The organism is Ruminococcus sp. RTP21484sp1_RTP21281st1_A8_RTP21281_210402 (assembly GCF_040914025.1).
Taxonomy (GTDB): domain Bacteria; phylum Bacillota; class Clostridia; order Lachnospirales; family Lachnospiraceae; genus Blautia_A; species Blautia_A faecis.
In genome coordinates this window covers 99,297-114,561 of the sequence record NZ_JBCPGE010000004.1, presented here as the reverse complement: position 1 = coordinate 114,561, position 15,265 = coordinate 99,297, and the positions used below count along the sequence as shown (strand labels likewise).

Here is a 15,265-nt window from a genome sequence, read left to right as displayed (position 1 = left end):
TCTGTGAACTTTGTTTACAAAAAACACCTCGCGGAACATTGCCAGTGAACCATAACGCGATAGTTGCTGGCCACTTCTTTCTCCGGAAAACATCCTATGGGATGTATCCTCTCTTCTGAACAATAACACATTATGTTCTCTTGTTTAGTGTCATTATAGCAACCTGATTTTATACTTATGTAATATGAATTTATCCGATAACTGTTCTGAATTTCCAACCGGACATACTGCCTTTTCGCCGGTTTCATCACCTTATGTGAAAGTCAGTTACTCTACAGCTGCAAACCTCTGCTTCAAAAGATCATCCCTCCACAATCAGATATTTTCCATCTGGAAGGGCAAATACTTCACTTGCTTCTTCTAATTCTTCATTACTCATGCCATCCACATCTGCACCCATTCCAGACAGATATTTTCGCACTTCGTCAATAGAATCTGCAACTACAGCCATGCAATCCTCCAGGAATTCCTCTGCTTCTTCGTAAGTTTCTGCAACCGGTTCATCAAAAAGCTGCTCCTGTTTTTCCAAAAATGTCTGAATACACTCCTCTGTATACATTTTTCCGACCTCCTGTTTTATAATAAAAGTTATAACTGTTTAGAGCCTGCTGAATAGTTATCAAAATTTTACTCTTCGCATTTTTCCTCATATAAATCAAGAATATCCTCTGGAGAATCCACAAGATAGTCCGCTCCATTTTTCAGCAGTTCTTCTTTTTCCCTGTATCCCCACAGAACACCTACCGTGTACATCCCGGCTGCTTTTCCAGTTTGCATGTCTGTTCCGGAGTCTCCCAGATACATACACTCTTCTGGCTTAATTCCAAACTGCTCCGCGATTTTAAGCGGACCATCCGGTGCTGGTTTCTTTCTTACAGAATCACTCTGTCCCATAACTGCATCAAAAATCTGAGACCCAAACATTCTTTCCACCACTTTCACGGCTGCTTCATGTGGTTTATTTGAGCACACCCCCAGCTTCACGCCTCTTTTTTTCAACTCTTTTAAGGTTTCCGGCATTCCCGGATAATGCTGTATTTTGTAAAATGGGTCTTTATCAAATTCTTTTCTATATAACGCTCTTGCTTCCTCATAGTGCAGCAATTCCGGATCTCCTGCATCGACCAGAAGTCTTTTCACCAGCATGTCAGCACCGTTTCCGCAATAATATCTGTAATTTTCTATAGGCATTGGTTTCAAACCGTATTTTCTTACAACTTCATTTCCTACAACAGCCATGGAATCCAATGTGTAGGCTAAAGTTCCGTCCAGATCAAAAATACATGCTTTTATCATTTTCTCATTCCCCTTATATTGATTTTCATTTTCTTAAGTTCATAAACCAGTCTTCCTACAGGAAGCCCAACCACATTATTGTAGTCTCCGCAGATTCCTTTTACGTAAATTCCAAATTTCCCCTGGATTCCATAGCTTCCTGCTTTATCCATAGGCTCCCCTGTTTTTATATATTCCAGAAGCTCTTCCCTGGAAACAGGATAAAATTCAACGTCGGTCCTTTCACTGAAAGTATAAGGCTTCCAGATACCCTGTTCTTTTACAAGAAGGGTTACACCGGTATAGACCTGATGGGATTTCCCCTGAAGTTTTAACAATGTATCTAATGCATCTTCTTCATCTGACGGCTTTCCAAGAATCTTTCCTTCAAATGCAACTACGGTATCCGCACCAATGATCAGACAAGGTTCACTTTCATTTTCAAGTCTGTCTGCAACCGATATTGCTTTATCCTGCGAAAGCTTTTCCACCGTTTCCGCTGGATCTGTCAGGTTGGTGTTCTCTTCCCCATTGCTTACAACCACAGAAAAAACCACACCGGTTCTTGCAAGCAGTTCCTTTCTTCGTGGGGACCCAGAAGCTAAAACAATTTTCTCCATAATCTCTCCTTTTCTGTCTTAACAGTATAACCCTCCATTTATATGGGTGCAACGATTTTTTTCTTTTCTTTTTGCGTAAAAAGTATTACAATATAGACAACTCCATTAAGCTTTGTTTAGACAGATGGAAAATACCGAAAGGAGCAGACAATATGGCTAAGATTAACAAATATTGGGGAATGGTTGCACTCGGAGCAGCAACAGCAGCAGTAGCCGGTGCCGTAGCAGCAGCTTTTGCCAAAAGACATGCTTTGGAAGAGGCAGCTGACCTTGAAGATGATTTTGAAGATGAGCAGGAAGATGACGAGCAGCCTGAAGCAAAGGATGTCCACGAAGATTTCGTAACCTGGGAAGCTACTTCCGAAGATGAAAAAGATGATGAAACCGAAGGCTCTGAGGAGCCTGATTCACAAGAAAGTTCAGAGGATACAGAAGAGGATTCTGCTGAAAATGCAGAAGAGCAGGATAATGCTATAGCCGATGCTCTTGAAAAAGCAGCGAAAGATGAAGATAAATTCGAGGAAGAACTTGCTGAAGCTGAGAAAGAGCAGGACGAAGAAGAAGCTTCTATCCACATTGATTAATTGCAGGTAAATTCATAATTATTCCACATTTTACAAATAGTGACAATCAGGCTTGCCACTTTCGTTGACAGTATTTAGATTTCACTTTGCAAGAAGAAGTTCCAACAGAATTTTCTATTGCAAAACCCCCCACGGCAATTTGAATATAATTTTCCGTGGGGGTTTCTTTTACGCTTTTGGAAGTTTAAATGAACTCTTAAGAGAAACAATACGGTTAAATACCGGTGCCCCTTCTTTGGAATCATGAATGTCTGCACAATAAAAGCCATTTCTTACAAACTGGTAACTATCCAGTCCTTTGGCTTTCAGAAGCTCTGGTTCAACATAAGCAGACATCTCTATAAGAGAATTCGGGTTCAGATTCAGTTCTCCTGTCTCTTTATCATAAACACCCTTTTCCTCATCTACGATATTCTCATAAAGACGTACCGGAACCTTACCTGCATTTGACGCTTCAACCCAGTGAATGGTTCCTTTTACTTTACGTCCGTCAGGTGCATTTCCGCCCTTTGTTTCCGGATCATAAGTACAATGTACAGCAGTAACTGTTCCATCATCCAATGCCTCGAAACCTGTGCATGTAACAAAATATGCATTCATAAGACGAACTTCCGTACCAAGGAAAAGTCGTTTGTATTTCTTTGGAGGATCGATCATAAAGTCTTCTCTTTCAATATAAAGTTCCTTTCCAAATGGAACCTTTCTGCTACCAAGGGCTTCATTTTCCATATTGTTCGGAGCATCCAGATATTCCACCTGTCCTTCCGGATAATTGTCAATGATCAGTTTGATCGGATCAAGGACTGCCATATAGCGAGGAGCCTTTAATTTCAGATCCTCACGGATACAGTACTCGAGCATTGCATAGTCTACTGAACTGTCAGCTTTGGATACACCACAAAGTTCCACAAACTTCTGAATAGATTCAGGTGTGTAACCACGGCGACGTAAACCGGAAATAGATACCAGTCTTGGATCATCCCATCCGTCAACAATTCCATTCTCTACCAGCTTCTTAATATAACGCTTACCTGTTACTACATTCGTCAGATACAGCTTTGCAAACTCAATCTGCTTCGGAGGATGTGGATATTCCAGTTCTCTTACAACCCAGTCATATAATGGTCTGTGATCTTCAAATTCCAGAGTACAAATGGAATGTGTAATTCCCTCAATTGCATCCTCAATAGGATGAGCAAAATCATACATCGGGTAAATACACCAGGTATCTCCTGTTCTGTGATGGCTTACATGAGCTACACGATAGATAACCGGATCTCGCATGTTCATGTTTGGAGAAGCCATGTCAATCTTTGCTCTCAGAACTTTCTCACCATCAGCATATTTGCCTTCCTTCATCTCTTCAAAAAGCTGAAGATTCTCTTCTACAGTTCTGTTGCGATACGGACTCTCTTTGCCAGGCTCCTTTAAAGTTCCACGATATTCTCTGATCTGGTCCGCAGTTAAATCGCAGACATATGCCTTACCCTTTTTAATCAATTTTACTGCAGCTTCATACATCTGTCCGAAATAATCGGAAGCGAAGAACAGTCTGTCCTCCCAGTCAGCTCCCAGCCATTTGATATCGGCTTTAATGGACTCAACAAACTCAGATTTCTCCTTAGTCGGATTGGTATCATCAAAACGCATGTTGAATTTACCATTGTACTCTTTCGCCAGTCCGGCATTTAAAAGAATGGATTTGGCATGTCCTATATGAAGATAACCGTTTGGCTCTGGCGGAAAACGTGTATGAACGGTGTCATAAACTCCTTCTGCCAGGTCTTTATCAATGATATTCTCAATAAAATTTTTGGAAACCTTTTCGTTCTCCATGGTTCTCCCTCCTGATATCAACTCTTTTATAGCATAAATTCCAATATCTGTCAGAGCATGTTAAAAAATTTTCTTCAATATGTGTATCGGGAATAATTTCTCAAACATATTCTGTTCTTTGATGATTTATCTTATCATAAATAGGTGCATTTTAAAAGTTTTTCTTACAAAAATATTGATTTTTATCCCTATCTATGAGAATATATTAATTTATGCCACAAAAAAATCCCTGATATATAATCAGGGATTAAAAAGAGCTGATGACGGGAATCGAACCCGTGACCTCCGCCTTACCAAGGCGACGCTCTACCGACTGAGCCACATCAGCACTCTCATGTCCGACATTTCTGCCGCTCACAGTTGATTATATTACCAGAAGGTTATCTTATTGTCAACACCTATTTTCAAATTTTTTCAAAAAATATAAAATAATTAAAATTCTTTGCTGCAGCACCTGCCGCTGCAACCTGGCAGGTACTGCTATACTGCATTTTTCATTTTTCAGGAATAACAATATTCCGCACATAATCTGTATCTGTCAGTAAGCCATCTCCGCTTTTCTTGTTTGTAAAGGAAGCGGTCCCATTCTGATTTCCAGACAGATCAAACTGAACAGTATTTCCCTGTACAGTTCCATTTACTACCTGGTCAATTTTCTCCAGTTTATACCGCATAACTTTACTCTCCTGAACCTGGTATTTCCCTGCCGGAAGTGCGAATACAGCCCTTTTGCTTACATCTGCCCGGGTGTCTGTGTTTTCTTTTGTAAATTCCACAGTTTTAGAGTAAATACGTTCTTCTCCATCCAGATCTGTTCCTTTCACCGTGAATGTAAAGGCCGGATTTCCCTGTCCCCAGACAATTTCATCTCCATGAAGAATTTTGTTTATTGTAAGAGTCACCATCTTCACATCTGTCATCTGGAACTTCTGAACTCCAGATGTGCTTTTTACCGTACAGGCCAACGGTTTTCCTTTTTTGTAACCGGAAGGAGCTGTTATTTCTGTAAGTACATATTCTCCAGCTGCCAGCTTATTGATCCTGTGAGCAGTTTTCCCGGACGTCCAGGTGTCGATCACTTTTCCGCTTTTATCCGTCAACTGCATAACAGCTCCTGCAATAGCTTCACCTGTCACTTTATCTGTCTTTAAAAATTCCGCCTTTGTATAGTGGTTTTCAATTACCATTGTATAACCTTGCTCATTCTTTACCAATCCATTTACATCCACAGTAAATTTATGAACTGTGTTATCCAAAACATATCCGGCAGGTACTGCTGTCTCCTGTATACAATATGTGGCAGGTGACAGCCCTTCCAATTTTATTAATCCGTTTTTGTTTGTTGTATATGTTGTTCCTGCCGAATCTGCATTTGCACTGCTTTCCCATAAACGGAATTTTACGCCTTCAATAGGAGGCCTATTTCCTCCTGCTTCTTCCGTTTCTGTTACTTTTTTGATGTACAGATGCATTTTCTGATTTCTGACAAGGATTTCCTTTTCAGGCTCTGTTTTGCTTAAATTCGCCTCAAATACCTGCCGGCTGATTGCATATCCCTCCGGTGGTCTTACCTCACTTACCTTATATTTCCCAAGATAAATGTCTTTTGAAATGGCTGTTCCATTTCTATCCGTTACTATAGTATCTGCTACAGTCCCAGCTCTCAGCAAAATATTTCCAGAAGCAGAACGGATGTCCTCCAAAGCTGTGATCTGAAATTTTCCATTCTGCAGTGCCTTTCCTGTCTCATCCACTTTTCTTATAGTAATATGACCTTTTGGAACTTTTTCCTTTACAATCACCCTGGTCTTTTCTGTATTTTTTGATGTGGAAGAAGGTTCTCCTCCGATCCAGTTAAAAGTACTTGTAGCAATATTGTATATATGGGCTTCCAGTACATCCGGATTTTGATTTGCTACATAGTACTGCTGTAAGTTATTGTTACTCTTCAATCCAACAGTAAGTAAAAGACGCACGGATTTTCCATAACAGCGCTCTGGCAATTCTGCCACAGAAGACAAGGTAATCGAATTTCCAGCAACATTCAGACTCCAATCTCCGCGTACACTGTCAGAAGCGCCAAATGAAGCTTCTACTGTCTGATCAAGATATATCTGAACCCCTTTCAGTTCAAAACAGTCTGCCAAAGTATCCTGGATTTTAAATTTGGAAATTTTCCATTCTCTTTTATTGGAAGGAATTTCCTGAACAATTTCAAACACACTTTCAAAATCTCTGCCATTATACTCTGCAGTAACTATTCTCTGATTTTCCCTTAGAATCCATTTTTGAGGATTCTTTGGTTCGGTTCTGTTTACGCTTGCCCTATCTGCAACATTGTTCGAGGTAATTGTTACAGCCTGCGAGTCTCCTTTATGCTGTGTCGTAACAGTAAAATGATTGCTGGTCACATAAGAAGCTACAGTTCCGTTATAAGTACAGGAAATCTCTCCTGGTACCATTCTGGCGTTAAAAATCACATCATAGGATTTCCCATAAAATCCTCTGTCACCAAGAGCAGCTTCTGTTGCCTTTAAGGTAATGTTCTTTCCATTTACAGATATCTGGAACCGTCCATCCACTCTGTTCTGCCCGTTTTCATAAACCTCCGCTGTTGCAGCTGTCAATTCTGCTCCCGCCGGCAATGTATCTGCAATTTCCATTCTGGTCATATACCCGCCAAATTCATTATCCGGCACATTTATATTCAGTTTATATTTATACTCACTGTCCGGACCTGGAAGAAGAAGGTCTTCTCTCCATACCCCATCCTGCAAATTGGCAGTATACTTCTTTACAGAGGCATTCACTACTTTGTTTTTATATCTTGTACAATCTGTAGTCACTTCATCTGACCAGGAAGTTCCTGCGAGCCCATTTATATGCTGACAGGTAATCGAAGCCTTATTTTTTACCTCATAACGGTAACTGTCACCACTGTAAACCGGTGTTATTTCAGTAGGATCCATTCTCACTTTTATCTGAAACTCATATGTTTTTCCATAAAAGTCCGCCTGTGACAATGCTGCCTGTGTAGCCTGAAAATTTATCACATCCCCATCTGTAGAAATACTAAACCATGAGGTTACATCATTCTCTGAAGGCAGCATCTTTACAGCTGCGTAACCAGCGAAATCGACTCCTGCCGGCAGGGTATCACTGACTTCGCAAGAGCTGTAATAATACGCTGAATGCTCTTCCGGGATATCTGTCTGCAAGGTATAATAAAATTCCGAGGTACTGTCAGACAAGGTGTTTGACGTTCCCTGGGAAGCCAGTGTATTTCCAGTCTTTTTTACAAGGCCAGGATACTCTACCGGACCATAGCCTTTCGCATCCCAGTTAAGTCCGGCAGACGTTTTACAGGTTCCAGTCTGTACATCAGCAAATACACTTTTGATCCTGCTTGCTGTTTCAATAGAATAAGCTCCGCAACCAGGCCGCAGAATTGCCAGATAGAAGCCGGATGAATTGTCCAGCTCATAGACAACTGTATTTTGCGGAATCTCTCCGTCAACGGCAGGTGCCGGTGCGGTAAGAACTTCAAAGTTTTTGGAAAATAAAGTTTTCTTCACTACATTTACTACAGAATCAGTTGTCGCATACCGGTGTCCTATAGAACCATTCTGAAGATTGATTCCAAATCTCTGGTACAAATCAATATCCAGCCATCGAAAACGATAGTTGCCTGCAACCGGAATATCTGTACCGCTTTTTACAATATCAATTTTGATTTCCTGTGCAGAGAGCTCATCCTTAAAGCTGATCCACAATTCATTTGAATTGCTGACGCCAAACATAGGATAAATTCCCGTTATTTTATTTCCCTTGTAATCGTAGGTATAATCCTGATAATTATTACAGGTAAGAAGAAGGTCTACTTTCGTATTTGCTTCTTTATTATAGCCAACATGGGTAACACGAAAACCAAATTTTCCTTTCGCATTGTTATTAAGCGGGACAAAATACGGACCTTCTACCATCGCACCTTTCTTCATTCCGGAAACAACATCACTTCCCGCATTGTTCCATGAATAAACCTGGCTATCCGCATTCCAGCCAAGTCTTGTATATTTGCTGCTGAAAAGAGTACTTCCATTTGCAACAGCTGTAAAACCGCCCTTTCCTTCTCTTACAGGAGTTCCTTCCTGTGTATAATTTTCCGGAGCAACATATGCATCAATCAAGTCATCTGTGTTGCCATCTTCAAGCACTTCTAAACCATCTTGAAAAAACATGGAATCCTCTTCTGGAGTTTCCATTTCCGCCAAAGAAGACAAAAATTCTCCATCCTCATTTGCAATCAGTCCACTCTGAAAAAATTTCTCCTCTTCTGAAGCATTCCTGTCGGCTTCTGTACTGTCTGTTTCTGTACTATCTGTTTCTGCTCCATCCATTTCATCATAAGCAGGATTTTCTTCACATTCAGCTTCTTCAGGCGCTGTATTGTCTTGCATTACTTTCTGCGCTTCCGTTTCAGTTGACACCATCTCATCTTCCTGCGCCCTTACTGCCCAGCCAGGATAGGAGAACGCTACAGGCACAGCCAGAGCCGCGGCCAATATAGTTTTTTTCAGATTTCTTTTTCTCATTTCCTCGCCTCCTTCTGGTCAATATCAGCCTGTTTCAAATATTCCTGATAGATTTCTTTCATGGTTTTGCTTCCATCCTGTTCCTGAATAACGCTGGCAATCACAGGTACATCATAGCTTACGCTTGCATCCAGTTCCCCCTCTAAATAGGAAACAGCAGCTATTTTTCGAAATAGCGGTGTAGTGGATTCTCCTGGTTTCAAAACACTTTTATAGCCGTAAATATATTTTTTGTTTCCCGAGGTTTTCTCATGATAAAGAAGAGCCCACTTCGTCTCGTCTGCCTGAAATGTAAACAATTCTCTATTTTCTCTTATTGTTTTTCTGCCTGTACTGCCATCCAGAACAGCTATACTTCTCATAGGAACATTTACCTCCAGAAAAACATTTGCACTGTTTTCCCCTATATTTTTCACAACCGGATCTTTCTCCAGGCTCTGACCGGGATAAACCTTTGACGCTTTTTGCGTATCCCAGTGGGCTTCTGTAAGCTGCGCCTTTACAGATCCTGCCGTAAAAACATTCTTTACTTCGCCAGCGGATTTGCTTAAATACGCAGCTGTTCCCCCGGCAAAAGACATAGTTCCGACAAGCAGCCCCATAACTGCCAAAAAGCTTCTTTTTTTCCTCAACTTATCTCACTCTCCTTTTTGTCTGCCCTTCAAAAATTTCTGTTGCCAGATAAATTGCAAACAGGAAAAAGACTGCCGCAATTTTACCCGTTCTGCTTCCTGTAAAGTTCAGCACATATCCGGCAAAAGGGATGCAAAATACAACCGTGCCCTGCAGATTTTCCCACTTTACCGGTTTTGTATCCTGATATTGATTGGAATCCCCTTTTGTTACAAAAAAATGCTTTTCCTTATTGTTTTCAGCTACCCGGTGTGTAATCATTGTTCTCCCTTGTTCTGTGGTAAATGTAATGATCTCCCCTTTTTCTACTTTTTCCGGCTCCTTTTCCTTCACATATATGGCACTTCCAACTGGCAAATCAGGGCTCATGCTTCCAGACATTACGCTGTAACATTTCATGCCATATATCTGGGGAAACGAAAGTCCGACTAACAAAATGACAAAAATCACCCATATGATTTTCAACAGACCTTTTCCCCAGATTTTTAATCTCATCTGTCTTTTTCCTTTCTGTACAGTTTTCTTGCAGTTACTGCAAGAACCACCGCAGCTGCAAATAGCGCAAACCATCTTGCCAGCAGATTTGTGTTATCTCCGGTTTTAGGGCTTGCAGACGCAGTTGCATACACTTTTTCTCCTGCTGCTCCATTTAAGCTTTCCTCTCCACCGTTGTATCCACTTCCACCACTGTTTCTGTTTTCGCCATACTTTCCATTTCCGCTTTTATTTCCACTTCCGCCGTTATTTCCATCATCTCCATTGTTCTCATCGTCATTGTGCCCCCGGTCACCATTTCCATTTTGACCGGAAGATGAATCCGAAGAGGCCTGACTCGCAGAAAATACCCATTTCACTTTTCCCAACAGTTCCTGATATTCATTATCCATCTCTTCACTTAAAGACAATTTTACAATCAGATTTTTTCCTGCTCCTGGTTTAAACTCACCAAGGGAAATGTCTTTTTTCATGCTCCAGCCTTTTTTCGTCAGATTTCCATCTACAGTTCCATGATAAAGAACTTTATTGTTCTCCAGAATTTCAATCTTTGCATAACTGGTAAGAAGCTTCCGTATCAGCTCCAGATTCTTTTTGCTGTGTTTGTTCTGTTTGGCAGCTTCCGCCCGAAGGCTCATCTTAATGTTTAAATCCGAATTATTAGCAAGCCTTATTGTCTGGCTTCTTGTACATCCAGGCTGCAGGTTCTTAAAATTTGCAAACAGATCTGTTTTCTCGCCGCCAATGATCAGCTTATGATTTTTGTCAAAAATCACACTGGTAACAACTTCGCAAGTACATGGCTGATAGGTAATTCCAAGATCCTTCTCATTTTTTCCCCATATTGCTTTCATTTCGCCGCTCTCTGCCTGTATACTCTCCAGATTTACAATAATTCTTGCCTCTTTGTTCTTATAACGGTTGTCTGCTTTTTCAGAGAGATAGTAGCTGTCCATCAGAGGCTTTTTCGTGGTTTTTCCTGCCGGCAATACATCCTTATAGTACCAGTAGCCGTCCTCACACAGCTTCCAGAGATCGGTGTTGTAATGAATTTCGATCATCTCAGGAGCCAGTTCCCGATTTTCCAGAAACTGACCGGTTTCACTGATACTCCCAAACACTCTTCCAATTTTTATCCGGACAAAGGAATCCACAGTTCCTTCATTTTTTATATTTACCTCTTTCACCACTTTCTGTCCCGGATCTACATGATCTGGCCTTACATAATTTTCCTGTATGGAATTTTTGTAAGAGGACATGGACAGCAGATTTACTGCATATTCAGATACATTCCAGGCAGCCAGCGCAGTACCGCATGCAAGCAGCAGTACTGCCACCACAGTTATGCAGATACTTGTGCACTTATGCTTCTTCATGGTATCTCTTCCTTTCTGATCAGTTCTCACTGCCGCGGTTTATTTCCTGCAAGGTTCCTCCTTTAATTTCTTCATCCAACATGCGGTAAGCTTCTGACTGGGTAGCAAATCCTTTGCTCTGAATTGCCTGTGCTGTTACTTTCAGCTGATAATTTCCAACTTTCTGCATCTGTGTCTGGTTCCAGTCTGTAGGAATCGCAATATTGGTAAACAGGGTAGACTCCTCTCCAATATTTAAAATTCCATCCCCTTTTGCTCCCATATAATTGAAAACAAGTTTTGAAGCAGTGGAGCGTGCCGTGTCCTTTGTCCACAATGGATTTACCATTGGATAGGCTGCCAGCTGTGCAAGGTTGTAGCCAGGAATCCTATCCTGAATCAGTCCGGTAGCCTTACCTTCTTTTTTGTCATATCCACCGGTAAAAGTCTTATCAAAATAAATGGTTTTATAAATCAGATTCAACGCCTGATCGTCTGTGATCGGTGTCCCCTGACTATTCAGAATGTCCACACTCATTCTCACATAACAGGGCTCGTCCCCGTTTTTGTCGGAGGTGATGTTCTTTACAGTTGGATTTTTGTATACCGTGTATCCCGGATACATATTCTTTCCATCGTTTTCATTTGGATCCCAGTCCGGTTCTTTCAGACCAATATCAAGGTCCCCTGTGGTAAAAACATTGGTCTGCACAGAATTTTCCGTGAAATAAGCCATTGTGTTTCCAATTCCAAATAACATGGCATATGAAAGTACTCCCGCAAATAATACATTTCTTTTTCCTCTGCTCATTTTCATATTTTCTCTTCCTTTCTCTCATTAAAAATGAAACAATCCTGCTTCATACGCACTTTTTGGATTGTTAAGACCAAAATATTCTTCTCCTGTCATCTGCTGAAGAATCTGTCCGGAAATCTTAATTTCCACCCCGCCCATTTCCTGAATCCAGGTCTGCCTGCGGTTATTTACCTTTTTATCCACCCAGACCTTTGTAAATAGAGGAACAGTTGTTTCTCCTGTACCATTCAGGTTCCTTTTCAAAACTTTCGAGTAGTAAAAATACTGTACAGGGTCTGTCTTTTTCTGATCAGCAAATCGCACCCATTCTCCTTTAGCGGCATCATCACTGTTATAATCAATGGTATAAACCTGGACTACTTTTTCCATATCCTGAGCGCTTAAGACTTTTCCTCTTTTGCTCTTATCCGGGCAATTCTGACTGTAAACGAACTCACATTTCAATGCTGCAAGCTCATTCATATTCAGTTCTGATGTATTGGTTATCTGAGGATCTTTTGCAACAGAAGAACCTGGAACAGTAAGTAATCCTTTCTGTGGATTCCATGACGGCTCTGTAAGAACTGCATCCAGGCCTTTTTCCCCGGCAAATGTCAGCCTGTTTGCAACTTGTCCTGTGTCACCAAGATAAGCAAGTGTGCCGCCAGTTCCCACAGCCAGACATAACCCGGTTCCAAAGATCAGTGCTGCCTTTTTCATTTTTTTCATGTGCACCTCCTTACAGTCTTGCAAAGGCTTCTTCCGGAGAAGAAAATCCTTCGCTCTGAACCGACTCTTCATACACAAGAATATCAAATGGAACTAAATCTTCTTTTTTTACTATGTTTTTTATAACAATATTATCAAAAACCGTATCTGTTCGCTGTCCTGGCTGAAGCTGTTTCTGATAATAATAGTATCCGTCTTCTCCTGTTTTCCAACTGTCTTTTATCTTAAGAGGCTCACACTGCGCCTGTGCATCCAGATTGCTGAATACTACCCTGACCCGGACATATACCGGAATCACAGAATCATTTACAATACATGGCTTTTTCTTTATGACCGATCCTGGTCCAGGATCGGCCGGAGGATCAAACTCTTCTTCAATGTGTGTCTTATTCTCCACTATCTTTATCCTGTTAACAGTTTCCTGGCGGTCAATTAAATAGGCATACACCATAGAACCTGCTGCTCCCGCCAAAAGGCAGAACGCTAGTACAAACAGCATCCATTTCTTTCTCATGGATCAATCACGGCAGGAACCGTTCCTGCTTACTCCTTTCCTCCTGGAATTTCTGTTATTTTGCAGACCTGCTGCAAAACAGCTACTGCTCAAAAAGACCAGTAACCATAAAATCAGCACATGGGTACCACCTCCTTTACAAAGAACCAGAACGGTCATATCTGTCATTAGGGATTTTTTCGAAAATTAAATAGTAAAAAGAATAAAAGATTTGATTTATAAATACATCTGAGATCAGTGAAATAAATAGAAACTATAATTATTAATATTTTAACAATTTCTAAGATACAATAATTAATTAAATGGATTTTAATAACTGAATTAACAAATTTGAATTAAAGATTAAATTGACGCGTCTTCTGTGACGCATTGATTAATTGATATGATAACATGTTTTTTGAAAAAGTCAATACAGGAAATAGAATTTTTCTATTTCCTGTACCAGCTCCTGGACTAGAAAAGGCTCTAGCTTATTACCTCGCGGATTTTGGAGCGGATTCTCTGCAGAGCATTATCAACAGATTTTGGAGATTTATTCAGGATTCCTCCAATTTCCACATATCCTTTTCCCTTCAGATACAAATCCAGCACTTTATTTTCCATAGGACTTAAATAATCTGAAATTCTTTTCCGAAGATCCTCTGTAGTCTCCTGATCAATAATGATAGATTCCGGATTCTCCACGCTCAGTTCCCAGATTGGACTGCTTTCATCCTCCTGATTCAACGATACATAGGAATTCAGAGGCTGGTGCTTCTGGCGGTTAGAATTCTGAATGGCACTGTATATCTGCCTGTCAATACACACTCTGGCAAAAGTTGCAAAAGATGCCTCCTTATCTGTCTGAAAATCCCGGACTGCTTTAAACAAACCGATCATTCCTTCCTGAATCAGGTCATCTGTATCTCCTCCGATGAGGAACATGGCCCGGGCTTTCTGACGCACCAGTCCCTTATATTTCTCCATCAGATAATCTTCTATGGCTGTCTCTCCAGCCCGCAGACGGGCAATCAGTTCTTCATCACTTACACCATCGAACTTTCCCATATTTCCTCCGGATTTTATTTCATTCTCTGGCGAACCACCTCATAGGCAAGGATTCCTGCTGCAACAGACGCATTCAGAGAATCAATATCTCCCTTCATAGGAATAGCTGCCACAAAGTCACATTTTTCCTTTACAAGACGACTCACGCCCTCTCCCTCATTTCCGATTACCACACCCATAGGACCGGTAAGATTCAGATTGTACATCAGATCTCCGCCCATATCTGCGCATACAAACCACATACCCTCTTTTTTCAGCTCTTCGATGGTCTGTCCAAGATTAGATACCTTGGCAACTGGTGTGTAGTTCAAAGCCCCTGCAGAAGTTTTTGCAACTGTTGATGTAAGCCCTGCCGCATGTCTTTTCGGAATGATAACACCATGTGCGCCTGCAAGGTTGGCAGTACGGATAATAGCTCCCAGATTATGGGGATCTTCGATATCATCAAGAAGAAAAATGAAAGGTGCTTCTCCTTTTTCCTTTGCTTTATTTAAAATATCCTCAACTGTGGAATATTCATATGCAGCCACCTGCGCGATCACGCCCTGATGGGCGCCTATCTCGCTTAACTGATCCAGACGCTCTTTCTGTACAAAATTAATGATCGTATCTTTTTTTCTTGCCTCACGGATAATGGTGCGTACTGGTCCATCCTGGCATCTGTCCAGAACAAAAAGCTTGTCCACGCATTTTCCTGAGCGAAATGCCTCTAATACCGCATTTCTTCCTTCAATCTGCTCGCTCATTTGCAGCCTCCTGTCTCTTATTGCCTTTGTAAAATCATTGCTG

At 41.0% G+C, this 15,265-nt stretch carries 14 protein-coding genes and 1 tRNA gene; 1 reads left to right on the top strand and 14 read right to left on the bottom strand.

Annotation, left to right across the window (positions count from 1 at the left end; all coding sequences use genetic code 11):
* Window positions 1–301: 301 nt before the first annotated feature.
* The 3 genes from AB5170_RS03070 to AB5170_RS03060 all read right to left on the bottom strand — a co-directional run bounded on the left by AB5170_RS03070 (window position 302) and on the right by AB5170_RS03060 (window position 1,895).
* Entirely contained in the window at window positions 302–559 is a 258-nt protein-coding gene (locus tag AB5170_RS03070; protein WP_118579061.1) for a glyoxalase, read from the bottom strand.
* Window positions 560–627: 68 nt separating this feature from the next.
* Window positions 628–1,296 (bottom strand): HAD family hydrolase, encoded by a 669-nt coding sequence (locus tag AB5170_RS03065; RefSeq protein ID WP_118579064.1) that lies wholly within the window; start codon window positions 1,294–1,296, stop codon window positions 628–630.
* Window positions 1,293–1,895 (bottom strand): nucleoside triphosphate pyrophosphatase, encoded by a 603-nt coding sequence (locus AB5170_RS03060; protein ID WP_148462753.1) that lies wholly within the window; start codon window positions 1,893–1,895, stop codon window positions 1,293–1,295. Before AB5170_RS03060 ends, AB5170_RS03065 begins: the two co-directional genes overlap by 4 nt.
* A gap of 152 nt (window positions 1,896–2,047) precedes the next feature.
* On the opposite strand from AB5170_RS03060, the gene AB5170_RS03055 reads away from it, so the two are divergent.
* Window positions 2,048–2,479 (top strand): hypothetical protein, encoded by a 432-nt coding sequence (locus AB5170_RS03055; RefSeq protein ID WP_148462754.1) that lies wholly within the window; start codon window positions 2,048–2,050, stop codon window positions 2,477–2,479.
* Between the two features lie 168 nt (window positions 2,480–2,647).
* On the opposite strand, the gene AB5170_RS03050 is transcribed toward AB5170_RS03055, so the two are convergent.
* The 11 genes from AB5170_RS03050 to rlmB form a co-directional block, all read right to left on the bottom strand.
* Window positions 2,648–4,315, bottom strand: coding sequence for a glutamine--tRNA ligase/YqeY domain fusion protein (locus AB5170_RS03050; RefSeq protein ID WP_118579073.1), 1,668 nt, complete (start codon window positions 4,313–4,315; stop codon window positions 2,648–2,650).
* A gap of 255 nt (window positions 4,316–4,570) precedes the next feature.
* A tRNA-Thr gene (locus AB5170_RS03045) sits at window positions 4,571–4,643 on the bottom strand.
* A gap of 166 nt (window positions 4,644–4,809) precedes the next feature.
* A complete protein-coding gene (locus AB5170_RS03040) occupies window positions 4,810–8,907 on the bottom strand; it encodes a SpaA isopeptide-forming pilin-related protein (RefSeq protein ID WP_368361406.1) in 4,098 nt (1,365 codons plus the stop codon).
* Entirely contained in the window at window positions 8,904–9,539 is a 636-nt protein-coding gene (locus AB5170_RS03035) for a hypothetical protein (RefSeq protein ID WP_368361407.1), read from the bottom strand. Before AB5170_RS03035 ends, AB5170_RS03040 begins: the two co-directional genes overlap by 4 nt.
* 1 nt (window position 9,540) lies before the next feature.
* On the bottom strand, window positions 9,541–10,035 hold the full coding sequence (locus AB5170_RS03030; protein ID WP_173772378.1) for a signal peptidase I: 495 nt from the start codon (window positions 10,033–10,035) through the stop codon (window positions 9,541–9,543).
* Entirely contained in the window at window positions 10,032–11,411 is a 1,380-nt protein-coding gene (locus AB5170_RS03025) for a hypothetical protein (protein ID WP_195477775.1), read from the bottom strand. The genes AB5170_RS03030 and AB5170_RS03025 overlap by 4 nt, the downstream gene beginning before the upstream one ends.
* A 19-nt stretch (window positions 11,412–11,430) precedes the next feature.
* Window positions 11,431–12,207 (bottom strand): TasA family protein, encoded by a 777-nt coding sequence (locus AB5170_RS03020; protein WP_195983298.1) that lies wholly within the window; start codon window positions 12,205–12,207, stop codon window positions 11,431–11,433.
* A 21-nt stretch (window positions 12,208–12,228) separates the two neighbouring features.
* Window positions 12,229–12,915, bottom strand: coding sequence for a hypothetical protein (locus tag AB5170_RS03015; protein ID WP_173773351.1), 687 nt, complete (start codon window positions 12,913–12,915; stop codon window positions 12,229–12,231).
* A gap of 10 nt (window positions 12,916–12,925) precedes the next feature.
* Complete coding sequence (locus tag AB5170_RS03010; RefSeq protein ID WP_195699901.1) at window positions 12,926–13,414, bottom strand: hypothetical protein; 489 nt, start codon at window positions 13,412–13,414, stop codon at window positions 12,926–12,928.
* A 480-nt stretch (window positions 13,415–13,894) separates the two neighbouring features.
* Window positions 13,895–14,476: an RNA polymerase sporulation sigma factor SigH gene (sigH, locus tag AB5170_RS03005; protein WP_118579097.1), complete on the bottom strand. Its 582-nt coding sequence runs from the start codon at window positions 14,474–14,476 to the stop codon at window positions 13,895–13,897.
* 14 nt (window positions 14,477–14,490) lie between these two features.
* A complete protein-coding gene (gene rlmB / locus AB5170_RS03000; protein ID WP_195409455.1) occupies window positions 14,491–15,222 on the bottom strand; it encodes a 23S rRNA (guanosine(2251)-2'-O)-methyltransferase RlmB in 732 nt (243 codons plus the stop codon).
* Between the last annotated feature and the right edge of the window lie 43 nt (window positions 15,223–15,265).